Annotated in this window: 22 protein-coding genes; 12 read left to right on the top strand and 10 right to left on the bottom strand. The window is 69.4% G+C overall.

Annotated elements, in window-relative coordinates; genetic code table 11:
* Positions 1-12: 12 nt before the first annotated feature.
* The 4 genes from AB0H56_RS05585 to AB0H56_RS05600 all read left to right on the top strand — a co-directional run bounded on the left by AB0H56_RS05585 (position 13) and on the right by AB0H56_RS05600 (position 4,040).
* On the top strand, positions 13-963 hold the full coding sequence (locus AB0H56_RS05585) for a hypothetical protein (protein ID WP_357157552.1): 951 nt from the start codon (positions 13-15) through the stop codon (positions 961-963).
* 71 nt (positions 964-1,034) lie between these two features.
* Complete coding sequence (locus tag AB0H56_RS05590; protein ID WP_357157554.1) at positions 1,035-1,694, top strand: GAP family protein; 660 nt, start codon at positions 1,035-1,037, stop codon at positions 1,692-1,694.
* A 14-nt stretch (positions 1,695-1,708) separates the two neighbouring features.
* Positions 1,709-3,388: a SulP family inorganic anion transporter gene (locus tag AB0H56_RS05595; protein ID WP_357157557.1), complete on the top strand. Its 1,680-nt coding sequence runs from the start codon at positions 1,709-1,711 to the stop codon at positions 3,386-3,388.
* A 28-nt stretch (positions 3,389-3,416) separates the two neighbouring features.
* A complete protein-coding gene (locus AB0H56_RS05600) occupies positions 3,417-4,040 on the top strand; it encodes a DUF4203 domain-containing protein (RefSeq protein WP_357157560.1) in 624 nt (207 codons plus the stop codon).
* Here the strand turns inward: AB0H56_RS05600 and AB0H56_RS05605 are convergent, their stop codons facing one another.
* Positions 4,041-4,655: a TetR/AcrR family transcriptional regulator gene (locus AB0H56_RS05605; protein WP_357157563.1), complete on the bottom strand. Its 615-nt coding sequence runs from the start codon at positions 4,653-4,655 to the stop codon at positions 4,041-4,043. It lies immediately after the preceding gene.
* 116 nt (positions 4,656-4,771) lie between these two features.
* Here AB0H56_RS05605 and AB0H56_RS05610 point away from each other — a divergent pair, with 116 nt between their 5' ends.
* From AB0H56_RS05610 to AB0H56_RS05635, 6 genes are all read left to right on the top strand, one after another.
* Positions 4,772-6,145: an NAD(P)-binding domain-containing protein gene (locus AB0H56_RS05610; RefSeq protein WP_357157565.1), complete on the top strand. Its 1,374-nt coding sequence runs from the start codon at positions 4,772-4,774 to the stop codon at positions 6,143-6,145.
* Positions 6,142-7,284, top strand: coding sequence for a serine hydrolase domain-containing protein (locus AB0H56_RS05615; protein WP_357157568.1), 1,143 nt, complete (start codon positions 6,142-6,144; stop codon positions 7,282-7,284). The genes AB0H56_RS05610 and AB0H56_RS05615 overlap by 4 nt, the downstream gene beginning before the upstream one ends.
* A gap of 2 nt (positions 7,285-7,286) precedes the next feature.
* Complete coding sequence (locus AB0H56_RS05620) at positions 7,287-8,327, top strand: NAD(P)-dependent alcohol dehydrogenase (RefSeq protein WP_357157910.1); 1,041 nt, start codon at positions 7,287-7,289, stop codon at positions 8,325-8,327.
* An 11-nt stretch (positions 8,328-8,338) separates the two neighbouring features.
* The gene (locus AB0H56_RS05625) at positions 8,339-9,982 is read left to right on the top strand and encodes a class I adenylate-forming enzyme family protein (RefSeq protein ID WP_357157571.1); all 1,644 of its coding nucleotides are present in this window, start codon (positions 8,339-8,341) and stop codon (positions 9,980-9,982) included.
* A gap of 14 nt (positions 9,983-9,996) precedes the next feature.
* Positions 9,997-11,736 carry an amidohydrolase family protein gene (locus AB0H56_RS05630; protein ID WP_357157574.1) on the top strand — a complete coding sequence of 580 codons (1,740 nt, stop codon included), beginning with the start codon at positions 9,997-9,999 and terminating at the stop codon, positions 11,734-11,736.
* 114 nt (positions 11,737-11,850) lie between these two features.
* Positions 11,851-12,198 (top strand): hypothetical protein, encoded by a 348-nt coding sequence (locus AB0H56_RS05635; RefSeq protein WP_357157576.1) that lies wholly within the window; start codon positions 11,851-11,853, stop codon positions 12,196-12,198.
* Positions 12,199-12,203: 5 nt separating this feature from the next.
* Here AB0H56_RS05635 and AB0H56_RS05640 read toward each other — a convergent pair whose 3' ends face one another.
* From AB0H56_RS05640 to AB0H56_RS05665, 6 genes are all read right to left on the bottom strand, one after another.
* The gene (locus AB0H56_RS05640) at positions 12,204-13,376 is read right to left on the bottom strand and encodes an NADH:flavin oxidoreductase (RefSeq protein ID WP_357157579.1); all 1,173 of its coding nucleotides are present in this window, start codon (positions 13,374-13,376) and stop codon (positions 12,204-12,206) included.
* A gap of 57 nt (positions 13,377-13,433) precedes the next feature.
* Positions 13,434-14,141, bottom strand: coding sequence for a cutinase family protein (locus AB0H56_RS05645; protein WP_357157582.1), 708 nt, complete (start codon positions 14,139-14,141; stop codon positions 13,434-13,436).
* Between the two features lie 37 nt (positions 14,142-14,178).
* The gene (gene narI / locus AB0H56_RS05650; protein ID WP_357157585.1) at positions 14,179-14,934 is read right to left on the bottom strand and encodes a respiratory nitrate reductase subunit gamma; all 756 of its coding nucleotides are present in this window, start codon (positions 14,932-14,934) and stop codon (positions 14,179-14,181) included.
* A complete protein-coding gene (gene narJ, locus AB0H56_RS05655) occupies positions 14,931-15,611 on the bottom strand; it encodes a nitrate reductase molybdenum cofactor assembly chaperone (RefSeq protein WP_357157587.1) in 681 nt (226 codons plus the stop codon). The genes narI and narJ overlap by 4 nt, the downstream gene beginning before the upstream one ends.
* A gap of 133 nt (positions 15,612-15,744) precedes the next feature.
* Positions 15,745-17,430, bottom strand: a complete 1,686-nt coding sequence (gene narH / locus AB0H56_RS05660; protein ID WP_357157912.1) for a nitrate reductase subunit beta — start codon at positions 17,428-17,430, stop codon at positions 15,745-15,747.
* A gap of 10 nt (positions 17,431-17,440) precedes the next feature.
* Complete coding sequence (locus tag AB0H56_RS05665) at positions 17,441-21,151, bottom strand: nitrate reductase subunit alpha (RefSeq protein WP_357157590.1); 3,711 nt, start codon at positions 21,149-21,151, stop codon at positions 17,441-17,443.
* A 554-nt stretch (positions 21,152-21,705) separates the two neighbouring features.
* Between AB0H56_RS05665 and AB0H56_RS05670 the strand changes: the two genes are divergently transcribed.
* The gene (locus AB0H56_RS05670) at positions 21,706-22,446 is read left to right on the top strand and encodes a helix-turn-helix transcriptional regulator (protein ID WP_357157593.1); all 741 of its coding nucleotides are present in this window, start codon (positions 21,706-21,708) and stop codon (positions 22,444-22,446) included.
* On the opposite strand, the gene AB0H56_RS05675 is transcribed toward AB0H56_RS05670, so the two are convergent.
* Entirely contained in the window at positions 22,443-23,276 is an 834-nt protein-coding gene (locus tag AB0H56_RS05675; protein WP_357157596.1) for an alpha/beta hydrolase, read from the bottom strand. The two genes, AB0H56_RS05670 and AB0H56_RS05675, sit on opposite strands and share 4 nt — an antisense overlap.
* Before the next feature lie 190 nt (positions 23,277-23,466).
* Between AB0H56_RS05675 and AB0H56_RS05680 the strand changes: the two genes are divergently transcribed.
* Positions 23,467-24,366, top strand: a complete 900-nt coding sequence (locus tag AB0H56_RS05680; protein WP_357157599.1) for a hypothetical protein — start codon at positions 23,467-23,469, stop codon at positions 24,364-24,366.
* A 9-nt stretch (positions 24,367-24,375) separates the two neighbouring features.
* Here AB0H56_RS05680 and mtnC read toward each other — a convergent pair whose 3' ends face one another.
* On the bottom strand, positions 24,376-25,059 hold the full coding sequence (mtnC, locus tag AB0H56_RS05685; protein ID WP_357157602.1) for an acireductone synthase: 684 nt from the start codon (positions 25,057-25,059) through the stop codon (positions 24,376-24,378).
* Positions 25,056-25,631: a cupin gene (locus tag AB0H56_RS05690; protein ID WP_357157605.1), complete on the bottom strand. Its 576-nt coding sequence runs from the start codon at positions 25,629-25,631 to the stop codon at positions 25,056-25,058. The genes mtnC and AB0H56_RS05690 overlap by 4 nt, the downstream gene beginning before the upstream one ends.

Here is a 25,631-nt window from a genome sequence, read left to right on the forward strand (position 1 = left end):
AAGGAGAAAACCATGGCGGAAATCGTGACCAGGGACAATTTCGTCGAGGCGGAGACCGCGCACTACATCCGCGAACAATTGAAGAAGGCGCCGGTCAACGAGTACTACCACAACCGGGTGCCGGTGAATGTGGACAACCAGGTGATCATCCGCTCGAATGTGGACCTCATCTATTCCTACGCGGTCGTCGATGTCACCGAGGAAGCGACGTTCTCGGTCGCGCCGTCCGAGGAATATCAGGTCGACGAGATCATCGACGAGAACCACTACATCGTCGACGTCGTGTATCCCGGCCAGACCCGCACCATCCGGCACGCGGACCTGTCCTCGGGCAACCACGTCTACGTGCTCGGGAGGACGGCGACCGCGGGCGGGCTCGACCGGGCGCACGCCCTCCAGGACGCTCGCCGGATCACGGCCGCGACCGCGAATCCCTATGTGGGGCGCGAATTCGACGAGGAGAGCCGCAAGGCCGTGGGGGCCGAGCTGGAAACACACGCGGCGGAAGCCGATTTCAGCAAGGCCTTCGGCACGCCGGCATCGACCGAGCCCTATCAGCACCTGCTCGGCGCCCGACTGGGCTGGGGCGGACTCTCGCCGGAGCACGCGCAATATTTCCAGGCGATGGCCACCAGCACCGGAAGCGATGTGTGGACTTTCGCGGTGCCACCGCTGGACTACGACCACAACGGCTATTTCTCGGTGATCAAATACTCCGATATGGGCTGGATCGATGTCCAGCGCCCGTGTCTGCCCGACAGCGAGCTGGTCCGCAACGACGACGACACCGTCAGCGTCTGGTTCGGTGACGAGCGGGTCGCGGGTAAACCGAATGTCATCGAGGCGACCGAGGGCCAGCGGTTCTACTACGGCATCCGCATGTACCGGCCGCTCGACGCCGCGCAGACCCGCGAATTCATCGGCACGCTGCGCGCGAATCCGATCGTCGCGACAGCGGGCTGACCGGCACCGGGTATCGATCTCATCCAGAAAGTGTGAGGCAGGCCGGTTCCCCCGGTTCCTACCCTGATGGCATGGGCTCCGTACTCGGTGATCTGCTTCCGCTCGCCGTCGGTATCGCGCTGTCACCGATTCCGATCGTCGCGGCGATTCTGATGATCCTGTCGAAGAACGCGGGCGGTGCGGCGAAGGGGTTCGCGGCGGGCTGGGTGGCGGGCATTCTGCTGGTGACCGTGGTCGTCACGCTGGTCTCCGGGTCGCTCAGCGACGGGACCGAGCAGGAGCCGTCGGCGGTGGTGTCCTGGATCAAGATCGTGCTCGGCGCGGCGCTCGTCGTGCTGGCGGTCCGGCAGTGGCAGGCGCGTGCCGACACCGCGGTGCCCGCGTGGATGCAGGCCATCGACTCCATGACCGCGGGCAAGGCCACCGGGCTCGGCGCGCTGCTGTCCGGGGTGAATCCGAAGAATCTGCTGCTCGGGTTGTCGGCGGGCCTCGTGATCGGCGGCGCCGGACTCGGCACCGGCGCGACGATCACGGCGATCGTGGTGTTCACGGTCCTCGCCTCGTCCACGGTGCTCGCGGTCGTGCTCGGCTACCTCGTCGCCGCGGATCGGCTGCGGCCCACCCTGAACTCGTTGCGGGAGTGGCTGCAGGCCAACAACCACGCGGTGATGGCGATCGTGCTGGTCGTGATGGGTGCGGTGGTGCTCGGCAAGGGGATCGGCGGACTGTAGGAGGAACCGACACGATGGCGCCCGCGATCTTCGAATCCCTGCGCGGCTACCAGCGCGGCTGGATCCGACCGGACGTGGTGGCCGGCCTGACGGTGTGGGCGGTGCTGGTGCCGGAGGGGCTCGCCTACGCCTCGATCGCCGGGGTCCCGCCGGTCGTCGGCCTCTACGCGGCGGTGCCCTCGCTGGTGCTCTACGCGCTGGCGGGCAGCTCACGGCATCTCATCGTGGCGCCGATGTCGGCCACCGCGGCACTGTCGGCGGCGATCATCACGCCCATGGCCGCGGCCGACAGCGGCCGCTACCTCGCGCTGTCGACCGCGCTGGCCATCGCCACCGGCCTGGTCGGCATGCTGGCGGGCCTGATCCGCCTCGGCTTCATCGCGGCGTTCATCTCCGAACCGGTGCTCAAAGGGTTCATCGTCGGTCTCGCGCTGACCATCGTCATCGGCCAGGTGCCCAAGCTGCTCGGTGTCGACAAACACGAGGGGAACTTCTTCGAGCAGACCTGGGGTGTGCTCGGCAACCTGGGCGAGACCCATTGGCGCACACTGCTGATCGGTCTGCTGAGCCTGGCCGTCGTGCTCGCCGTGCGGCGCTGGCTGCCGCTGGTGCCCGGCTCCCTGCTCGCGGTGCTGCTCGGCATCCTCGCGGTGGGGATCTTCGGCCTCGACGACAAGGGCGTGGCCATCGTCGGCCCTATCGACGCCGGGCTGCCCGCCCTCGGTCCGCCGTCGGGCGTGGGCTTCCACGACTATCTCGACCTGCTCGGCCCGGCCTGCGGGGTGCTGTTGATCGGCTTCGCCGAGGGCCTCGGCGCCGCGAAAACCTATGCGGCCAAAGCCGGTTACCCCATCGACCCCAACCGGGAACTGTTCGGGCTCGGCGCCGCCAATCTGGGATCGGGGCTGAGTTCGGGGATGGTGGTCAACGGCAGCCTGTCCAAGACCGCGGTCAACGGAGGGGCAGGCGCGAAGACGCAGCTCAGCGGACTGGTCGTGGCCGCCCTCACGCTGCTCACCCTGTTGTTCCTGACCGGTCTGTTCGAGAAGCTGCCCGAGGCGACGCTGGCCGCGGTGGTGATCGCGGCCGTGATCGAACTGGTCGACATCTCGGCCCTGCGCAGGCTGTACCGGGTCTGGACCCAGCTGCTCGGCAGCATCTACGGCCGCGCCGCCCGCGCGGACTTCCTCGGCGCGATGGCGGCGCTGCTGGGGGTGCTGCTGTTCGACACCCTGCCCGGCCTGCTCATCGGCATCGGCGTGGCGATCCTGCTGCTGGTCTACCGCGCCTCCCAGCCGCATGTCGCGGCGCTGGCCAGGAACGGATCGCTGTGGGTCGACCAGGTCCGCCATCCCGACCTGGCCGTGCGGCCCGACCTGCTCGTGGTGCGCGTCGAATCCGGGCTGTTCTTCGCCAACGCCGACTACGTGCGGGAGCGGATCGAGGCGCTGTGCACCGACCAGACCAGGATCGTCGTCCTCGACGCCGAGACCTCACCCACCCTCGACGTCACCGCCGCCTCCGCGCTGCTCGCGCTGCGCAAGGATCTGGCCCACCGCCGCGTCGACTTCCGGATCGCCCGCACGGTGGCGCAATTCGGCGACGAGCTCGGATCCGCCGTCCACGGCGACACCCCGATCGGCGTCTACCCGACCGTGGCCGCCGCCACCGCCGACCTGCCCGACCAGCCGTGATCACGCTCGACTCTGGAAAGGAGTGCCCATGAACGGCATCGTCGTCGCGGTGGTCGGCGTCCTGCTCTGCTTCTACGGCATCCGCTCGGTGCACCTGGGGATCATGGCGATCGGCTTCGGCCTCGGCTGGCTGATCGCCGACCTGTTCGACGCCTCGTTCTGGTGGCTGCTGCTGATCGGCCTGATCGGCGGGCTCTCGGCCTGGGTGGTGACCTCGCTGGTCTTCCGCTTCGCGTCGTACTTCATCGGCGGCCTCACCGGCGCGATGATCGGCACCAAACTGGCGATGGTGCTGCAGCCGGGGGACAAGAACATCGCGCTGAGCATGATCGTGGCGCTGGCCGTGTGTGTGGCGGGCGCGTTCCTGGCGCAGAAGTTCCGCGCCCGCGCCCTGCTGTGGCTCACCTCCATCGGCGGCGCCAGCATGGTGCTCAGCGGGCTCGGCCGGATGAGCGATTCGCTGGCCTTCCTGCGCGACCCCGAACCGGGCTGGCAGCAGGTCACTTCGACGCTGGCCTGGGTCGGTCTGTCGGTGCTCGGCTGGATCACCCAGCGGCACCTGTTCGCCGAGAAGCTCGGCATCGAACACCTCGTCGGCGACGACGACAAGGTCGACCAGCGCAAACGCAACGGCGGCTGGCCGACCCGCTGATCAGGGGGCCTGCAGCGCGGGGAACCACACGTCGGTCAGGACCGCGGCGGCCTGCTCGGCGGTGACGTCGATCGTGCCCTGCATGGCCCACCGGGTGAAGAACCGCTCGAGCTGGGCGACGAGCAGTTCGATGCGCAGCCTGGCCTCGTCGCGGCGGGCCTCGGGCCAGCGCGCGAGATAGGCGGGCATGCTGTCGGCGAGGGTCATGATGCCCTCGCGCGCCACCGCGCGGAACTCCGGCTCCACCGCGGTCGCCTCGTCCCAGGCGGGCAGCATGTCCTTGTTGGTGAAGAACCAGTCGATCGCGCGGGTCATCCACTCCGCGAACGCCTCTCGGGAGCCGGTGGTGAGCACCCGGTCCAGGTCGGCGTAGAACTCGTGCACGCTGGTGAGGGTGCCCTCGTTGGCGATCGCCCGCAGCACCTCGCCCTTGCTGGGGAAGTGCAGATAGAAGGTGGCGCGACTGCAGCCGACGGCGGCGGCGATGTCGTCCACGCGGACATCGGAGTAGCCCTGCGTCTCGAACAGGGTGCGCGCGGTCTCGACGATCCTGGCCTTGGTGAGGCGCTTCTGTTCCTCGCGCAACGATCCGCGGCGGGCGGGTTCGGACGTCATGGTCTCATCCTAGACGATTCGCCCATTCACTAGACGCCGTGTCCAGCGAAAGGTTATTCTGTGTGCCACGTCACTCGGCGGGGTCATCGAGGACCCGGGCCGTTCAGGAGTTGTGCATGGAAACACGAGAGCTACCCAGGGTGTGCGTCATCGGCGCCGGACCTTCGGGTATCACCGTCGCCAAAAGGCTTGCCGAGAACGGAATTCCGTTCGACTGCTACGAAGCCTCCGACGAGGTCGGCGGCAACTGGTACTTCAAGAACCCCAACGGGATGTCGGCCTGCTACCAGAGCCTGCACATCGACACCTCGAAGTACCGCCTGCAGTTCGAGGATTATCCGGCGCCCGCGGAGTGGCCGGACTTCCCGCATCACTCCCAGCTGCTGCAGTACTTCAAGGACTACGTCGACCATTTCGGCCTGCGCGACCGGATCAGGTTCAACAGCCTGGTCACCGCGGCCGAACGCGACGACGCCGGGCTGTGGCGGGTGACGACGGCCGCGGGCGACACCGAGACCTACGACGCGCTGATCGTCTGCAACGGCCATCACTGGAACCCCCGATTTCCCGACTACCCGGGCGAATTCGACGGCGTGCTCATGCACAGCCACGCCTACAACGATCCGTTCGACCCGATCGACATGCGCGGCAAGCGCATCGTGGTGGTCGGCATGGGCAATTCCGGACTCGACATCGCCTCGGAACTGTCGCAGCGGTTCATCGCCGCGAAGCTGTTCGTCTCGGCCCGGCGCGGTGTGTGGGTGCTGCCCAAATATGTCAACGGTCAGGTGGGTGACCGCAGGTCGATGCCGAGGTGGATGCCGCCCAAGCTCGCACTGAAGCTCAAGCAGCGCTTCGTCCGCAAGAACCGCGGCGAGATGCAGAACTACGGCCTGCCCGCGCCCGACCACGAGCCCTTCGAGGCGCACCCCTCGGCCAGCGAGGAATTCCTGCACCGGGCGGGGTGCGGTGACGTGGAGTGCAAGCCGGCGATCACCCGCCTGGACGGCGACACGGTGCATTTCGCGGACGGCAGCAGCGAGCGGATCGACGTGATCGTCTGCGCCACCGGCTATCACATCAGCTTCCCGTTCTTCACCGACCCGGACCTGGCGCCCGGCGCCGACAACCGGTTCCCGCTGTTCCAGCTGATGCACAAGCCCGGGGTGGACAATCTGTTCTATCTCGGCCTGGCTCAGCCGATGCCGACCCTGGTCAATTTCGCCGAGCAGCAGAGCAAGCTGGTCGCCGCCTACCTCACCGGCCGCTACCACCTGCCGCCGCGCGCCGAGATCGAGCAGGCGCTCGCCGCGCACGAGGCGAAAAGGGCGGGCCGTTACTACGATTCGCCCCGGCACACCATCCAGGCCGAGTTCGAGCCCTACGTGCGGGCCATGACGAAAGAACTGGCGCGCGGCGCGAAACGGGCCGCCGCCGCGGGCAATGCCCTGCCGGTGCCCGCCCGCGCGACGGCGGGGGTGTCGCGATGAGTCTCTCCTCGGGCTTCTGCCACGACGATTTCGCGGCCGTGCGCGCCGCGTTCGACGAACACCTCGGCTCCGGCGCGGAACTCGGTGCGGCGCTGTGCGTCACGGTCGAGGGGGAACCGGTGCTCGACCTGTGGGGTGGCTACGCCGATCCGGGACGCGAGATCCCCTGGCGCGCCGACACTCTGGTCAACGTCTTCTCGGTGACCAAGACGATGACGGCGCTGTGCGCGCTGCTGCTGGTCGATCGCGGCGACCTCGACGTCGACCAGCGGGTGGCGCACTACTGGCCCGAGTTCGCGGCCAACGGCAAGGACGCGATCGAGGTGCGCCATCTGCTCGCGCACACCTCCGGTGTCTCCGGCTGGGAGAAGCCGATCGAGCTCGCCGACATCTACGACACGGAGGCGGCAGCGGCCCGGCTGGCGACCCAGGCGCCGTGGTGGGAGCCGGGCACGGCCTCGGGCTATCACGCCATCAACTACGGCCACCTCGTCGGTGAGCTGGTGCGCCGCATCGACGGCCGCTCGCTCGGCCGCTTCTTCGCCGACGAGCTGGCCGATCCGCTGGGCGCCGACTTCCACATCGGCACCGGCCCCGAGCACGCCGACCGCATCGCCACCCTCGTCGCGCCGGAACTCCCCGAATTCGACCTGTCCGCGCTGGACCAGGACAGCGTGCTGATCAAGACGCTCACCAGCCCCTGGCTCGACGTGGCCGAAACCGCGACGCCCGCCTGGCGTTCGGCCGAGATCGGCGGCACCAACGGGCACGGCAACGCCCGCTCGGTCGCCCGGATCCAATCGCTGATCGCCAACGGCGGCGCCCTCGACGGCCGGAAGTTCCTCGCGCCGAACACGATCGAGCTGATCTTCCGCGAGCAGGCCGACGGCATCGACAAGGCCCTGCTCACCCCGCTGCGCTTCGGCATCGGCTACGGGCTGCCCCGTCCCAAGACCTTCCCGCACATCCCCGACGGGCACGTCTGCTGGTGGGCCGGGTACGGCGGGTCGATGGTGGTCAACGACCTCGATCGCCGGGTCACCTTCGCCTACACCATGAATCGCATGGCCACCGGCCTGATCGGCTCCGACCGCTGCGACAGCTACCTGAAGGCCACCTTCGACTCGGTGCGCCGATGAGCATGCGCGCGATGCAGCTGACCGCACCCGGCACCCTGGAACTGCGCACCGTCCCGATCCCGGAGCTCGGGCCGGACGATCTGCTGCTGCGTGTGGGCGCGGCGGGTATCTGCCACTCGGACTCGTTCGTTCTCGGCCTGCCGTATCCGCTGGGGGACCGCCCGCTCACCCTCGGTCACGAGATCGCGGGAACCATCGAGTCGGTCGGCACGGCGGTGGCCGACCGGGTGGCCGGTGAGCGCGGCCTGGTCTACCTGTGCTGGTCGTGCGGAGAGTGCCGGGAATGCCTGGGCGGCAACGAGAACGTCTGCCTGGCGGCGGGCCGCACCGCCATGCCGCCCTGTCCGGGCCTGGGTCCCGACGGTGGGATGGCCGAATACGTGCGCATCCCCGCCCGCTCGTTCGTGCCGATCGGCGACCTCGATTTCGCCGAGGCCGCGCCGCTGGCCGACGCGGCGCTCACCCCGATGCACGCGATCCGCGGCGCCATGGACCAGCTCCGGCCCGGCGGCACCGCCGTGGCCATCGGTATCGGAGGCCTCGGGCACGTCGCCATCCAGCTGCTGAAGGCGCTCACCGAGACCACGGTGATCGCCGTCGACGTGGACCAGGACAAGCTCGCCCTGGCCACGGCGTGCGGCGCCGACCAGACGCTGCTCGCGGGGGAGGCCACCGCTGCCGCGATCCTGGACCGCACCGAGGGCCGCGGCGCCGAGGCCGTCTTCGACTTCGTCGGCTCCGACGCGACCGCGAAACTCGCCGTCGAGACCGTCGCCCCAAACGGCGCCTACCGCATGGTCGGGCTCGCCGGCGGCGTGCCGGGGATCGACTCCGGCCCGGCGGGTGGGCCCGGCCTGCCGTGGGGTGCGACCGTGCGGAAGTCCTACGGCGGCACCAGAACCGACCTCATCGACGTGGTGGCACTGGCCGCCACGGGTGCTGTGCGCGCCGAGATCGAACGCTTCGACCTCGCCGACGCCCGCACCGCCTTCGACCGACTCGACTCCGGCGCGATCCGTGGCCGCGCCGTCCTCATCCCCTGATGGAGCAGAACATGACCGACCCGCAGGAATTCGTCGCCCAGGTCGCCGCCGGGCTCACCGCGCCCGGCGCGCCGTTCGAACTGACCGTCGAACCCGTTCTCGGCGTGCCGATTCCGGTGCTGGCCCGCAGGCAGCGCAGCCTGCGTGACCTGCTCGAGCAATCGCAAGGCTGGGGCGAGCGCGACTACCTGGTGACCGAGGATCGGCGCATCTCCTTCGCCGAGCACGCCGCGGCCGCGGGCGCGCTGGCCACCGCGCTGGCCGAGCGCTACGGCGTCGGCAAGGGCGACCGCGTCGGCATCTTCGCCGCCAACGGCCCCGACTGGGTGATCACGTTCTGGGCCGCGCAGTGTCTCGGCGCGATTCCGGTGGGCTACAACGCCTGGTGGGCGCCGCCGGAGATCGCCTACGGCCTCGACCACACCACCCCCACCGTCGTCGTGGCCGACGCGAAGAGGGCCGCCGTGCTGGCCGAAGCGGGCACCGCGATCCCGGTGCTGACCATGGACACGGACCTGCCCGCGCTGATCGCCGAGCACGGCGGCGGCCCCATTCCGCACACGCCGGTGGCCGAGGACGACCCGGCCGTGATCCTCTACACCAGCGGCACCAGCGGCAGGCCCAAGGGCGTGGTGCACTCGCAGCGGAACATGGTGGCCATCAGCGACTATCACCGCTTCACCGACGCCATGCTCGCCGCGTTCACGGGCCAGGCGCCCGGCGACGCGCCCAGCGATCGCCGGTATCTGGTCACCGCGCCACTGTTCCACATCGCCAGCCTGCACAACCTGGTCGTCCCGCGGCTGCGCACCGGCGCGGCCGCGGTCTTCCCGCACGGCGCGTTCGAGGTGGGCCGGGTGCTGGATCTGGTGGAACGCGAGCGGGTCACCAACTGGGCGGCCGTGCCGACCATGGCCACGCGGCTGCTGGAACACGATGTCGCCCAACACGATCTGTCCTCGCTGGCCGCGCTCTCGCTCAACTCGGCGCCGACCTCGCCCGCCCTGCTGGCAGCCCTGCGCGCGAAGATCCCCTCGGCGCAGCTGTCGCTGACCACCAGCTACGGGCTCACCGAGAGCGGCACCGCGGCCACCGTCGCCACCCCGCTCGACCTCGCCGTCGACGACGCGTCGGTGGGCAGGGCCATCTTCGGCGTCGAGGTCCAGATCCGCGACGCCGACGGCACGCCCGTCGCCGACGGCGAGGAAGGCGAGATCTGCATCCGCAGCGCGTACGTGATGCTGGGCTACTGGAACGACGAGACCGCCACCAAGGCCGCCATCGACGACGAACGCTGGTTGCGCTCCGGCGATTTCGGCACCCTGCGCGAGGGCAGGCTCACCGTGTCGGGCAGGCGCACCGACCTGATCCTGCGCGGCGGCGAGAACGTGTATCCCACCGAGATCGAGAACGTGCTTAGCGAGCACCCCGCCGTCACCGAGTGCGCCGTGTTCGGCGTCGCCCATCCCGACCTCGGCCAGGAAGTGGCGGCCGTCGTCGTCGCCGAACCCGGGGCGGTCGAGGCCGAGGAACTGCGCGCCTACCTCGCCGAGCGGCTCGCCTACTTCAAGGTGCCCGCCCGCTGGCGGATCACTTCGGACATGCTGCCGCGCAACGCGACAGGTAAAGTCACGCGACGCGAGCTCGCGCTGTAAGAGGGGTCAGAAAAATGTTCGACAGCATCATCAAAGGCGGCCGGTGGTTCGACGGCACCGGCGCCCCGTCCGCGATCCGGCACCTCGGGATCAAGGACGGCAAGATCGCCGAGATCTCCGAGACCCCCCTGGACGAAACCGGCTGCGGCCGGGTGATCGACGCCGAGGGGAAATGGGTCCTGCCCGGCATGATCGACATCCACACCCACTACGACGTGGAGGTGCTGCTCGACCCCGCGCTGTCGGAGTCGGTGCGCCACGGCGTCACCACCGTGTTCGTCGGCTCGTGCTCACTGTCGACGGTGCACGTCGACGGGGAGACCGCGGGTGATCTCTTCGGTCGCGTCGAGGCCATCCCGCGCGAATACGTGGTGAGCGGGGTCGACGCGAAGAAGTCCTGGTCCGGCGCCGCCGAATACGCCGACGCGCTCGCGAGCCTGCCGCTGGGCCCCAACATCGCCGGCTTCATCGGGCACTCCGACATCCGCGCGGCCGTCATGGGTCTGGACCGCGCCACGCGCGACGAGGTGCGCCCGACCGACGCGGAACTGGCCGAGATGGAGCGCATGCTCGTCGAGGCCCTTGACGCCGGCTTCGTCGGCATGTCGTCGCAGCAGCTGATGTTCGACAAGCTCGACGGTGAGGTCTGCCGCTCCCGCACCCTGCCCTCCACCTACGCCAAGCGCAAGGAACGCGGTCGCCTCAACGGCATCCTGCGCGCTCGCGGTCGCGCGCTGCAGGGCGGACCCGACATCGGCAGTCCCACCAGCCTGATCTCGATGGCGCTGTCGAGCACGGGCGTGTTCCGCAAGCCGCTCAAGGTGAGTCTGCTCTCGGCCGCCGACGTCAAGGCCGTGCCCGGCGCCGCCAAGATGTTTCCGGCCGTCGGCCGGATCATGAACGCCCTGCGCGGCGACTTCCGCTGGCAGCATCTGCCGGTGCCGTTCGAGGTGTACTCCGACGGCATCGCGCTGCCGGTGTTCGAGGAATTCGGTTCCGGCGCGGCGGCGCTGCACCTGTCGAACCAGATCGAGGAGCAGCGCCATCTGCTGCAGGACGAGGAGTACCGCCGCTCCTTCCGCAAGGACTACGACAGCAAGTTCGGTCCGCGCGCCTGGCACCGCGACTTCTTCGACGCCGACATCGTCGCCTGCCCCGACGAATCGGTGCTCGGCAAGACCTTCGGTCAGGTCGGCCTCGACCGCGGCGGCCTGCACCCGGTGGACGCCTTCCTCGACCTGGTCGTCGAGCACGGCGACAAGCTGCGCTGGCGCACCACCATCTCCAACCATCGCCCCGACGTCGCCGATGTCCTGACCGCCGACCCGTCGGTCCAGCTCGGCTTCTCCGACGCGGGCGCGCACCTGCGCAACATGGCCTTCTACAACTTCGGCCTGCGCCTGCTGCGCCGGGTGCACGAGGCCCAGCGCACCGAGAAGCCGTTCATGACGGTCGAACACGCGGTGCACCGGGTCACCGGCGAGCTCGCCGACTGGTACGGCCTCGACGCGGGTCACCTGCGGGTCGGCGACCGCGCCGACGCCGTGGTGATCGACCCGGCCCACCTGGACCACTCGCTCGACGCCTACGCCGAAGCCCCGATCGAGGTGTTCGGCAACCTCTCGCGCATGGTCAACCGCAACGACGACACGGTGACCGCCGTGTTCGTCAACGGCCGCTACGTCTTCGGCGCGGGCGAGGCCGATCCCGCGCTCGGCGCCGAACGGGTCGGCACCTTCCTGCGCGCGAGCTAGACCGGGGCTGCCGCGGATCGCCTGGCTGTCGTCTGCGACAGTCAGGCGACCGCGCGGCGCTCGGCGTCCGTGCCGGTCGACCCGAATGCCCGCACGTCAGCGAGAGGACTCGCCATGTCGGACCCGAAACGGATCACCTGGGGCAAGCCGCGCAGGCCCAGCGACGCCGATCGCGACGCACTGCGCGCCGACCTGCTCGCGAAGGCCAGTGCCGTGCGCGCCGAGGGCTGGGCCGCGCGTCGCGAGGACTGGTCGGAAGGCCAGGTCGCGGTCGTCGCCTACCTGCTCGAGGACGCCGACGTGCTCACCGAACTCGGCGAGAACGAGGCCACGGTGCTGAGTCGCTCCGCCGCCGACCTGTACGGCTTCGTCGGGGGCCGCAAGGACAACGAGAAGGGCCTGCCCGACACCCAGGCCTGGTTCGACAGCGTGCGCAAGGACCTCGGCCGCCCCTCGGCGTGACCGCGTCAGACCGTCGTGGTGGGGCGCAGCACGCACTCGGTACGGGTGTAGATGGTGGGCATGCACTCGTTGCAGTGCGTGCACAGCGAGGGGGTCGCCGTGTCGGGCGCCCAGCGCTGGATCAGGTCGGGTTCGCGCAGCAGCGCACGGCCCATCGCGACGAAGTCGAAGCCGTCGTCGATCGCCTGCTGCGCGGTGGCGAGGTCGGTGATGCCGCCGAGCAGGATCAGCGGCAGCGTCAGCTCCGCCCGGAACCGCCGCGCCTTGTCGGCGAGATAGGCGGGCCGGTAAGGGTATTCGCGCAGGAAGCCCTTGCCGACCAACCGGAATCCCCAGCGCGCGGGCGGCGGAAGCACCTTGGCGAAATTCTTGCGCGGCGCGTCACCGCGGAAGATCGCCATCGGGTTCAGCAGCGAACTGCCCGCGGTGAGTTCGAGGGCGTCGAGCGCGCCGTCGTCCTGCAACCACTGCGCCACCTGTAGCGACTCCTCGATCGAGAAGCCGCCGCGCACACCGTCTTCCATGGTGAGCTTGGCGGTCACGGCCATCGCGTCGCCGACCGCGTCGCGCACGGCCTTGACGACTTCCCTGGCCAGGCGGGCGCGGTTCACCAGCGGGCCGCCGTACTCGTCCTTGCGCCGGTTCAGCATCGGGCTCAGGAACGCGCTGGCCAGATAGTTGTGGCCCAGGTGCACCTCGACCGCGTCGAAGCCGGCGGTGCGCGCCAGCCGGGCCGCGCCGGCGTGGGCCGCGACGACCTCGGCGATGCCGAGCGCGTCGGGCACCTTCGTGAAACGCATGCCGAGCGGGTTGAACATCCGGCTCGGCGCCAGCGCGGGCGCCTGGTTGGACTTCGCGTTGGCCACCGGCCCCGCGTGCCCCAGCTGCGCGCTGATCGCGGCGCCCTCGGCGTGCACGGCCTCGGTGAGCCGCCGCAGGCCGGGCAGCGCCTCCTCGCGCATCCAGATCTGATGCCGATCGGTGCGCCCGCCCGGCGCGACCGCGCAGTAGGCGACGGTGGTCATGCCCACCCCGCCCGCCGCGACCTCCCGGTGGAACTCCACCAGGTCGTCGGTCACCAGGGCGTCCGGTGTGCGCCCCTCGAAGGTGGCCGCCTTGATCACCCGGTTGCGCAGGGTGAGCGGGCCGAGCCGGGCGGGTGCGAGCACGTCACTCATGCCAGAAAGTGAAACACGTTACAGTTTGCAAAAGCAATGGGTGTTCCCACCGAGCGGTCACATGCGCGCGAGCGCGTAGTCCGCCGCCTGCAAGGTCATCCCGTTCGCCGCGTACAGCACGTGCAGCCCGTTCGGCGGACCGGCCGGGGAGCCGTCGCAGATGGTGTCGCCCGCGACGCACAGCTCCAGGGTCTTGTGGGCGTAGGCCGGGCCGACGCGCACCGGCGGCGCGCCCACGTCGGCCATCCACCGATCCGAGGGGCCACCGAACAGCACGACCGCCGCCACGTGGTCGGCGACCTCGGGGGCCAGCGGGCTCGGCAGGTACTTCGCGTCGGCCTCGGTGACCCCGTCCGGGGTGTCGGCGATGGTGGCGAACCCGGCGAGCGCGGCGCCCTGGGAGTAGCCGCCGAGCACGATCTTCGTGCCGGGGCACGCCGCGACGACGGCGGCCAGGCGTTTGTGCGCGTCGCGGATGCCGTCGAGCACGGTGCCGGCGAAGACTCTGGTGTCGGTGAAGTCGCTGCTGGCCGGGTAGTCGACCGGATGCGCGGCCACACTGCGGCCGCCGGCCTTGGCGCGCAGCGCCTCGGTCAGCGACTGGCCGGTGAAGCCGAGGCCGGGCGGCTCGGCGGTGCCGCGGGCGAAGACGACCTCGATATCGGAACAGGGCGCCGCCGTGGCGGTCTGCTGCGGCAGACCCCAGGGGGCGATCGTGGCCACGGCCGCCGCCGCGAGCACGTGGGCGAATGTGCGACAGGTCATAGTGCGAAAGCCTATAACGGGAGGTCAGGCGGTCTCGTCACCAGCGGTCGGGGGTGACCGGCGCGTCCCAGGCCTTGGCGAAGCGGGTCTTGTCCTTGATGTCGACCTCCTTGCGCCGGTACACGATGTACGGCCTGGTCAGGTAGCCGATCGGCGCGCTGAACATGTGCACGAGGCGGGTGTACGGCCAGGCCGCCACGAGCGCGAGCACCACGAGGCCGTGCAGCTGGAAGGTCCACGGCACGCCGACCATCAGGCCGGGTTCCGGGTCGATGGTGAACAGGCTGCGGAACCAGGGGGAGACAGTCGTGCGGTAGTTGTAGGTGCCCCACAGCAGGTTGGCGCCCCAGGTGTTGAGCAGGCCGGTGACCAGGGCCAGCGTCAGCAACGTGTACATCAGCACGTCGTTGCGGCTGGTGGCCTTGCGCACGGCGGGCACCACGATCCGCCGGTAGCACAGGATCGCCACCCCGGCCACGACCATCAGACCCGCGACCGACCCCGCACCGACCGCGACCAGGTGATACGTGTGCTCAGAGATGCCGACCGCGCTGGTCCACGACTCGGGGATCAGCAGGCCCATCACGTGCCCGCCGAACACCCCGAGCATCCCGAAGTGGAACAGCGGACTGCCCAGCTGCAGCAGCTTGGACTCGTAGATCTGCGAGGACCGGGTGGTCCACCCGAACTGGTCGAACCGGTAGCGCCACACATGGCCGAGCACGAAGGAGGTCGCGGCGATGTAGGGCAGGATCAGCCAGAGGCCCTCGGGGAGGGGGATGGTGGCGTTCATCGTCGACCTTCCGTGGCGTCGAACAGAGCGGGGTCCATGGCGAAGGGCTCGAGCCCGACTTCTTCCTCGGGCGGGCCCTGGGCGGCGAGTTCGGCGATGCGGCGCCGGTCGGCGGTGGTCGCCGGCGGCAGTGTGGTGAGCACCGCGGCCAGCACGCCGCTGTAGGGAGAGCCGTTGTCGCCCAGGGACAGTCGCAGCAGTTCCAGGACGGGAACGTGCTCGCCGAGCAGTCGCTCGCCGCCGACCGGGTCGACGGTCGCGGCGAATTCGAGCAGCACCGGCAGGTGGTCGGGCAGTTCCTCGTCGCCCAGTTCCACCCCCGCCTGGCGGTAGGCGTGTTTGAACCGCAGCAGCGCCATCCCGCGCTTGCGGGTGTCACCGTAGGCGTAGAACGTCAGGTGCAGGCTGGCGCGCCGACGCATGTCGAAGGTCTCGACATAGCTCTGGGCGACCTCGATCGAGGAGGTGTCGCGCAGGTAGGCGAGCACGGCGTCGAAATGCGCGCGCACGTCCTCGGGCAGTTGCCGTGCGGCGGCGGTCATCTGGTCGAGCAGCGCCAGAGTGGACTCGCCGGGGTAGTCCAGCAGCAGCGCCGCCAGCCGCCACACGACCCTGCGGTCGTGTTCGGCCATGGCCAGCACGGGCTGGGGACGTTTGCGAATCGAGAGCAGGCTCATCGGTGCTCACCTCGCGCGCGGACATCGGGTTCCTCGTCGCGGGTGCGCCGGTACGCCGCGAGGAGCGCGTCGACCGCGCGGCGATCGGACCGGTCGTGGTGACAGGGCGCAGGGCCGACCGGCGGACCCGCGGTCACTGCGCGACTCCGCTGACGGTGGCATCGGTGGTGGCGGCGCCGTTGCCGCCACCACCGGGCCCGGCGCCGTTGCCGTTGTGGCCGTTGCCATGTCCGTTGCCGGCCGGGACGAGTCCGTTCGTGGACCGCCCGTCCCAGTTGAGCAGGTTGATCCGCCCCGACTTCTCTTCCGGCGCGGCCTGATTGGTGTCGGCGAGGGAGAACTTCTCCACCACCTGGTCGAAGGCGGTCATGCCGGGGCCGCCGTCGGTGTCGAGCGAGCAGCCGGTGGCCAGCGAATCCAGCTCGTGCGCACGGGAAGTCGCGCCGGACGGGATCACGTAGCGGTGCTCGTACTTCGCGATGGCGAGCAGCCGGTACATGGCCTCGATCTCCTCCGGCTCGAGCCCGATCGAGGGCGCGATGCCGGGCTCGGGTTCCTCGCCGAGGTTCACCGAGCGCATGAACGCCCGCATGCCGGCCAGGCGCTGCAGCGAGGCGCGCACCGGCCCGATCTCCCCGGCCGTGAACAGCTCGGCCAGGTACTCGATCGGGATGCGCAGCGCGTCGATGGCGCCGAACAGATTGCCCGCGTCCTCACCGTCGTGGCCGGTCTCGCTGAGCACGTCCACCACGGGCGAGAGCGGCGGCACGTACCAGACCATCGGCATGGTGCGGTATTCCGGATGCAGCGGCAGCGCCAGCTGGTAGTCCACGATCAGCTTGTAGACCGGCGAATCCTGCGCGGCCTGAATCCATTCCGGTGAGATGCCCGCCTTCTCGGCCTCGGCGATCACCCGGGGGTCGTGCGGGTTCAGGAACACGCCGAGCTGCGAGGGGTACAGGTCCTTGTCGTCCTTCACCGAGGCCGCCTCGAGCACCGCGTCGGCGTCGTAGAGCATCACGCCGATGTAGCGCAGCCGCCCGACACAGGTCTCCGAGCACACGGTCGGGATGCCGACCTCCACGCGCGGGTAGCAGAAGGTGCACTTCTCCGCCTTGCCCGTCTTATGGTTGAAGTAGATCTTCTTGTACGGGCAGCCGGTGATGCACTGGCGCCAGCCGCGGCACTTGTCCTGGTCGACCAGGACGATGCCGTCCTCCTCGCGCTTGTAGATCGCGCCCGAGGGGCACGACGCGGCGCACGAGGGGTTCAGGCAGTGCTCGCAGATGCGCGGCAGGTAGAACATGAAGGTCTCTTCGAACTCCAGTTTCACCTTGTCCTCGAGCTTGCCGAGCAAGGGGTCTTTGCCGACCGCTTCGGGACCGGAGCCCAGGTCGTCGTCCCAGTTCGCGCCCCAGGTGACCTTGGTGTCCTCGCCGGTGATCAGCGACTTCGGCCGCGCGACCGGGGTGGTGTCGGTGGGCGGGGAGGCCAGCAGGTTGCCGTAGTCGTAGCTCCACGGCTCGTAGTAGTCCTCGACCGTGGGCAGATCAGGGTTGGCGAAGATGTTCATCAGGCGCTTGAACCGCGAGCCCGACTTCAGCGACAGCTTGCCACGCTTGTTGAGCGTCCAGCCGCCCTTCCACTTCTCCTGGTCCTGGTACTGGCGCGGATAACCCTGTCCCGGCCGGGTTTCCACATTGTTGAACCAGACGTACTCGGTGCCACCGCGGTTGGTCCACGCCTGCTTGCAGGTCACCGAGCAGGTGTGGCAGCCGATGCACTTGTCCAGGTTCATGACCATGGCGAGCTGAGCCATTACGCGCATGTCAGTACTCCACGTTCTGGTTACGGCGACGGATCGTCGTCACTTCGTCACGCTGGTTTCCGGTGGGGCCGTGGTAGTTCAGGGCGAAGGACTGCTGGGCGTAGCCGCCGATCAGGTGCGACGGCTTGATCAGCACCCGGGTCAGCGCGTTGTGGATACCGCCGCGCTTGCCCTTGGATTCCTTGGTCGTGGTCTCGGTGCCCTCGATGCGCGGCACGTCCACGGCGCGGTCCTGCGCGTGGTACATGAACACCGTGCCCTCCGGCATGCGGTGCGAGACGATCGCGCGGGCCACGACGATGCCGTTGCGGTTGACCGCCTCGATCCAATCGTTGTCCGCGACACCGATCTTGGCCGCGTCGCGGTCCGACATCCAGATCGTCTGACCGCCGCGCGAGAGCGTCAGCATGTGCAGGTTGTCCTGGTAGGCGGAGTGGATCGACCACTTCGAGTGCGGGGTCAGATACCGCACGGTGACGCCGCTGCCGCTCACATTGCCGATGCTCGGCTCGGCGAACAGGGCGGTCATGTCCAGCGGCGGCCGGAAGATCGGCAGCTGCTCGCCGAGCTCGATCATCCAGTCGTGGTCGAGGTAGAAGTGCTGACGCCCGGTGAGGGTGTGCCACGGCTTGAGCCGCTCGACATTGATCGTGAACGGCGAGTACCGGCGCCCGCCGCTCTCACTGCCCGACCACTCCGGCGAGGTGATCACCGGCACCGGCCTGGCCTGGGTGTCGGCGAACGAGATCCGTTTGCCTTCGGCTTCTTTGGCGAGGTCGGCCAGTTCGGTGCCGGTGCGCCGTTCCAGCGCCTCGAAGCCCTCGACCGCGAGGCGGCCGTTGGTGGTGCCCGAGAGCGCGAGGATGGCTTCGGCGGCGTGGGTGTCCTTGGCCAGCGACGGCCGCCCCGCCGCGATCCCGGAGACGATGGTGCCGTTCTGCCCGGCCAGGTATTCGACCTCGGCGTCGGGGTGGGTGGTGATGCCCTTGGTGGTCACGCCGAGCGTGTCGACCAGCGGACCGAGCGCGGCGAGCTTCTCCGCGATCTTGGTGTAGTCGCGTTCGATCTCGACGATCTTGGGCATGGTCTTGCCCGGGATCGGCTCGCACTCACCGGCTTTCCAGTCGAGCACCTTGCCGCCTGCCTGGGCCAGTGCGTCGGGGGAGTCGTGTTGCAACGGCACCGCGACGATGTCCTTGCGGGTGCCGAGGTGCTTCTCGGCCAGCCAGGAGAACCCGCGGGCGATCCGGTGGAACGCCTCGAAGTCGGTCTTGGCCTCCCACGGCGGGGAGATGGCGGGGGAGAAGGCGTGCACGAACGGGTGCATGTCGGTGGAGGACAGGTCGTGCTTCTCGTACCAGGTGGCGGCGGGCAGCACGATGTCGGCGAACAGGGTGGTGCTGGTCATCCGGAAGTCCAGCGCCAGCAGCAGATCCAGCTTGCCCTCGGCGCCCTCCTCGCGCCATTCCAGCTCCTGCGGGCGCACCCCGGTGGCGTCGGTGGTCTGCAGGTTGGAGCCGCAGCCGAGCAGGTGCTTCTGGAAGTACTCGTTGCCCTTGCCGGAGGAACCGAGCAGATTCGCCCGCCAGACGGTGAGCAAGCGCGGGAAGTTCTCCGGGGCGTCGGGGTCCTCGCAGGCGAAGCGCATCTCGCCCGACTTCAGCTGCGCGACCACGTGTTCGGCGGGCGTCACACCCGCCGCCGCCGCCTCGTCGCTGAGGTCGAGTGGGTTGCGGTTGAACGTCGGGTAGCTCGGCATCCAGCCCAGCCTGCTGGCCAGGGCGATGTTGTCGGCGGCGGTGCGGCCGGCGAACGTGCCCTTGCCCAGCGGGGAGGCGAACGCGTCGGAGGTGAAGGGGTCGTAGCGCCACTGGTCGTTGGTCAGGTACCAGAACACGGTGCCCTGCATCTGGCGCGGCGGGCGCTGCCAGTCCGACGCCGAAGCCAGTGTGGCCCAGCCGGTGACGGGGCGGCACTTCTCCTGGCCGACGTAGTGGGCCCAGCCGCCGCCGTTCTTGCCCTGACAGCCGGTCAGCAGCGTCAGCGTGAAGAAGGCACGGTAGATCTGGTCGGAGTGGAACCAGTGGTTGGTGCCCGCGCCCATCAGGATCATCGAGCGGCCGCCGGAACGTTCGGCGTTGTCGGCGAACTCGCGGCCGATGCGCGCGGCCTGCACGGCGGGCACGCCGGTGATGGTCTCCTGCCAGGCCGGGGTGTAGGGCGAGTCGGCGTCGTCGTAGCCCGTGGCCCACTCGCCGGGCAGACCGTCACGGCCGAGGCCGTACTGGGCGAGCAGCAGGTCGAACACGGTGGTGACGCGGTGGCCCGCGACGATCTTGGTCGGCACGCCGCGGCGGATCGTCGCGGCGGTGTCGGTGTCGAAGCGCGGCAGCGCGATCTCGGCGGGGGCGTCGCCGGTATGACCGAGCAGGGTCAGCAGGGGGTCGACGCCCTCGAGGTCGAGGTTCCACTTGCCCGTGCCGTCCTCGCCGAAACGGTGGCCGAGAGAACCGTTGGGCACCACCGGGTTACCGGCCTGGTCCAGCAGCACCGGCTTGTGCTCGACGCCTTCGCCGGTCTGGCCGAGATCGGCCGCGGTGAGGAACTTGCCGGGCAGGGCGCCGCCCTGATCCACCGGGTCGTCGAGGCGGATCAGGAACGGCAGGTCGGTGAACTTCTTGATGTAGTCGAGGAACATCGGAGTCTGCTTCTCGAGGAAGAACTCCTTGAGCACCACGTGGCCCATGGCCATCGCCAGCGCCGCGTCGGTGCCGGGACGCGCCGCCACCCACTCGTCGGCGAACTTGGTGTTGTCGGCGTAGTCGGGAGAGACCACCACGACCTTCTGGCCGCGATAGCGGGCCTCGGTCATGTAGTGCGCGTCGGGGGTGCGCGTCACCGGGACGTTGGAGCCCCACATGATCAGGTAGCCCGCGTCGAACCAGTCGGCCGATTCCGGCACGTCGGTCTGATCGCCGAAGACCTGCGGCGAGGCCACCGGCAGGTCGGCGTACCAGTCGTAGAACGACAGCATGTAGCCGCCGATCAGCGAGACGAACCGGGCGCCGGTGGCATGGCTGACCATCGACATGGCCGGAATCGGCGAGAAGCCCGCCACGCGGTCGGGGCCGTACTGCTTGATCGTGTACACGTGCGCGGCGGCTGCGATCTCGGCCGCCTCCCACCACTCGGCCCGGACGAATCCGCCCTTGCCGCGGGCCCGCTTGTACGCCTTGGCCTTGACCGGGTCCTCGACGATCGACTCCCAGGCCAGCACCGGGTCCTTGAGCTTCGCCTTGGCCTCGCGGTACAGCTCGAGCAGGGTGCCGCGCACATACGGGTAGCGCACCCGGGCGGGGGAGTAGGTGTACCAGGAGAACGACGCGCCGCGCGGGCAGCCGCGCGGTTCGTACTCCGGCTTGTCCGAGCCCACCGACGGATAATCGGTCTGCTGCGATTCCCAGGTGATCACGCCGTCCTTGACGTAGATCTTCCAGGAGCACGAACCGGTGCAGTTCACGCCGTGGGTCGAGCGCACCACTTTGTCGTGGGACCACCGGTCCCGGTAAAAGGCGTCGGCGTCGCGGCCGCCGACCTTGTACACCGACCGGTGGTCGGGCGAGACCTCGCCACGCTGAAAGTACTTTCCGACATTCAGCAGGGTGTCGCCGAAATCGGTGGGCGACGGACCATGAGTGCGCGAATTAACCACGACGCCCCCTTCGAGCTGTGCATTCGGGCTGTTAGCGGCAACTGTAAGGAGGCGCCGGGCTGCGGCAAAACAAACTTTTCACACCCTCGTGGGCACCGTGGTGAGCTGTGAGGTCGGCGAAATCTCGTGGTCACGGGCCCGCGCCGGGCCGGTCCGGGCGAATCGGGGCCGACCAGGGTGAATGCGATCCGAACAGGCGCGACGGCCTCGGCGCGGGGCGCCTCGAGGCCGCGACGGTGATGCTTACGAAACCGCCGCTTCTCGGGCGGTTTACATTTGTTTACACATCCGGTGGGCCCGCTGAACAGCGCGAATGTGATGGCCCGCACATCTGCGCCGCCGTCGCTGCGCGACGACCGGCGAGGTTGCCGAGCGGTAACTCTCGCGTGCTTGTCGCGTCAATATAAAGAAACGGCAACTTTCCCGTTCGGCGAATGGTTCGAGGTTTGAGCCTGCACGAGGATGGTGCCGTGCAGACAGGGAGGGTTGCGGTGCTATCGAAGTCAACGACCGATGGTCCGGAAGGGTCGCCGAAGCCGCCGACACTGGGCGGGTTGCTGCGTCGGCTGCGCGATGATCGCCGGATTTCGCGGGAGAAGCTGGCCTTCGCGGCCGGGGTCAGCTCCAGCTACATCACCCACCTGGAGAGCGGTGATCGGGAACGTCCGACGCAGGTCGTCGTCGAGGCGCTGGTGCGTTATCTCGACCGCATCGAGCCGGTGACCGACATCGAACGCAGGCACCTGTTCGATCTGGCCGGGCTGGCCCCCGTGGACAATCCCTCGGTCGAGGATCTGCGGGCCGAGATCAACGACGAGATGCGCCGGACGCTGACCCTGCAGGAGCCCAACCTCGCCGCCTACGTCGACACACGCTGGAACATCTTGGCGGGCAACGACTCCTACCACCACGCCTTCCCCGGCCTGGTCGAGGACGCCAACATCCTGCGCTGGTTCTTCGGCAATCCCCTCTCGCGCAAGGTCATGGTCGAGTGGGAGAAGGAATCCACGTTGACCGTGCACTGGCTGCGCGGCCTGATCGGGCAGCAGGGCGGTGCGGACTGGTCCGCCGAGCTGCTCGATGAGCTGGCGCAGTACCCCGACTTCCGGCGGATCTGGGACGACGGCGACACCGTCTACGGCCGCGAACACACCGCCATGCGGCTGTGCGACCTGCACACCGGTGAGCACTACACCGTCGACGTCCAACTGTTCCGCCTCGATTCCGTCGCCTATCCCGGTCGCATCCAGTTCTACCTGGGCGTTCGCGGTCCCTCGGGTGACACCATCACCTAGATCCCGGCCGCCGCGACCGGGGCCGCGAGCTCGGGCGCCCCCGCCGCGACGAGTTCGAGCAGGGCCTCGGCCACCTCCTCGGGGTGCGTGAGCGCGCAGCCGTGCCCGGCGCCCGCGACCGTGCGCACCCCCGTGGCGCCGGACAGCCCCCGCGCCAGCCGCGCGCACTTCTCGGCCGTACTGCTGTGATCGTGCTCGCCGCGCAGCACGAGCGCCGGGGCGGTGATCTCGCCGAGGCGCGGCAGGACCGAGTCGCGGTCGATGAGGCAGCGCGCCGCCGCGTGGATCGCCGCGCGGTCGTGGGTCAACCAGCGGGTGATCCACCACTGCCAGATGTCGGGCCGATCGCCGCCGATCAGATCCGGGGCGAGTGTCTCCGCCAGTGGCACCAATTCGCCTGTGCCGCACCATCCGTCGAAGAATTCGGCGTACCGGAGCGCGTCGGCCCGGGTGCACGCCTCCGCTTCGGTGTTCAGCAGCGCCAGCGCGCGGACGCGTTCCGGTGCGAGCAGGGCCATGCGCAGCGCCACGTAGCCGCCCTGGCTCATTCCGCCCACGACGGCGGTCTCGGCGCCGATCGCGTCGAGCACCCGCAATCCGTCCTCGGCCAGATCCCAATAGTCGAACCGCGGATCGCGTCCGTATCCGGTGCGCCCGTGTCCGCGGGCGTCCCAGGCGACCACATTGACATCGTTGCGCGCCACTATCGTTCGAATCGGATCGAACATCGATTCGTCCATCAGGAAACCGTGCGCGAGCAGGACCGTCGGACCGCGGCCGGTGCCGGTGCGGAAATGGATGTTCACCGAATCCGAATACACGAAAGGCATGCTCGAAACATATAAGTGGAACAGGGGTTTACGCGTATTTGCCGGAGCGCCGGTTCGGTGAATTCACTGGGGAGTGTATGTACGTCACGGGGGCCTCACGATTCGCGTCAAAACATGGACAGACGTGTTCGCGGCCGATTGGATCGAAACCGGAACGCACGGCTCGATCAGCACATCTCGGGGAGAACCGATGAGGGTGACCGATTACGGGAACGACGCGCATATCTGGCTCGCGGCCGCCGGCGACGGCCTTTCCGACACATTCGCCGTCTGCGGCGCGGAGGGCAGGGCGGTCTGGTACGGCCCCTTTCTCGACGCCGATGTCGACCATCCGCGCGGCGACGCCGCCTGCGCGGCCATGAGCGCGGCGGGGCGAGCGATCTGGCTGGCCGGCCGGGCCCGCGAGGACGCGGGCGCCGAGAAGGCAACCCTGCACCTGTCGGTCAGCGACGACGGGCTCGACGCCGTCACGCTGGCCTGCACGGCATCGATGGCTGGCCTCGCCCTCGATCTCGTCGTCACGGACGACAACCCCGCCCTGGACTGGTGCCAGGCCTTCGGCAGGCTCGACTGGACCGCGGGCCCGCTCACCGACCTCGTCGACGCCGCCGAGTCGTCCGACGCCCCCGCGCTGCGTTCGATCGCCGGTGGCCGCGACCCGCAGAACGAATCACAGGAGAGACCAGCCATGCCGGACATCGCACACGATCACTGGACGGAACTACGCTCGGCGCTGGAGGGCCTGCTGCTGCACGACGCGGTGGGGCTGGACGCCAAGATGCGGCACGCGATCGCCGCCGTCGTCCACCTCACCGTCGACACCCCGCACGGCCCGCCCGAGGACGCCGAGGAGTTCCTCGGCCGCTTCGACGCCTCCTGGCTGGTGGCCTCCTGGCTCGGGCACGACACCGAACTGTCCCTGATCGCCACGCTCGCCGCGGGCGAGATCCCCGCCCTGTCCTGGTGCGAACTCATGTTCACCACCACCCTGGCCCCCTGGTCGACCAGCCCTGTCGCCGCCCACGCCCGCCGCGTCTTCGCCACGGTCCAGCGCGGCAAACTGGGCGCGGTGCGCGCCCAGGTGAGCTGAGGCCCGCGGCTACGCGCCGACGCCGACCTCGATGTCGGCGAACGAACCGACCCAGCGGTGCGGCGGGCGCGGCGGATGCGGCTCGCCCGCGCGGTGCAGGCCGATGACGTGCCAGCCGGCCGCGACGGCGGCATCGAGTTCGTCGGGGTGGTCGGAGAGGAACAGGATGTCGGCGGCGTCGACGCCGATGCGGTCCGCGATCGTCCGGTAGGAGGCGGGCTCGCGTTTGGGGCCCGCGGTCACCAGATCGAAGTGGTCGGTGATCAGGCCTGACAGGTCGCCCTGCTCGGCGAAGGCGAACCAATCCCGTTGGTTGCGTTCGGATCCCGAGGAATAGATGTAGAGCGGCACCCCGGCCGCGTGCCACGCGGTCAGGGCCGGGACCACATCGGCGAAGAAGCGGCCGTGCAGTGCTCCGGCGCGGAACCCGTCGGCGCAGATCGCGCCCTGGGCCGCCTTCAACGGTTCGGCCTTGACGTCCGATCGCAGCCAGCCGGTGAGGATCTCGGCGATCCGGGCGGGGTCGGCGGTCGGCTCACCGGCCAGGTCGCGCGTCTGCGCGCGGACCGTTTCGGCGGCGTCGGTGCGCAGCCACGCGGGCAGATGCGCTTCGGTGTAGCCGTAGAGGTCCTCGCGCACCGAGTCGGTGGGGCTGGTGGTGCCCTCGATGTCGACGACGATCGCGCGGATCACGGTGTGGTGAGCAGTTCGTCGAGGGTGGGGAAGCCCGCGCTGATCTTGTCGCCGGTGAAGTCGCCGATCCAGCCGTCGGCCTCCTCGAAGAAGCGGATGGCGATGAAGTCGGGGCGGGTGCCCATGTCGAACCAGTGCAGGGTGCCCGCGGGCACCGACAGCAGGTCGCCCGCCTCGCACACGGTGGCCAGTACGGCGTCGCCCAGATGCAGGTAGAAGCAGCCACGGCCGGCGGCGAAGAAGCGGACCTCGTCCTCGGCGTGGCGGTGCTCGTCGAGGAACTTCGCGCGGGCCCCGGCGGCCGTGGCGGGCCACTCCGGGTTGTCGTCGTCGGGATGGATGCGGGCGATGTCGATGTGCTGGTAGCGGCCGTCGGTGTTCAGCTCGGCGATGCGCGGGCCGTAGTGGGCGAGCAGGGTGTCGGAGTCGGTGGCCGCGGCGTCGTCGAGAACGTCCCAGCGGGAGAACGCGATACCGTGTTTCGCCAGTTCGGCGCCGATCTCGGCGGTGTCGGTGGTGCGCACGCGCACCTCGGTGGCGTCGGCGGCGGCCATCACTTGCAGCAGGGTCAT

It is taken from the genome of Nocardia sp. NPDC050717 (genome assembly GCF_040654275.1).
Taxonomy (GTDB): Bacteria; Actinomycetota; Actinomycetes; order Mycobacteriales; family Mycobacteriaceae; genus Nocardia.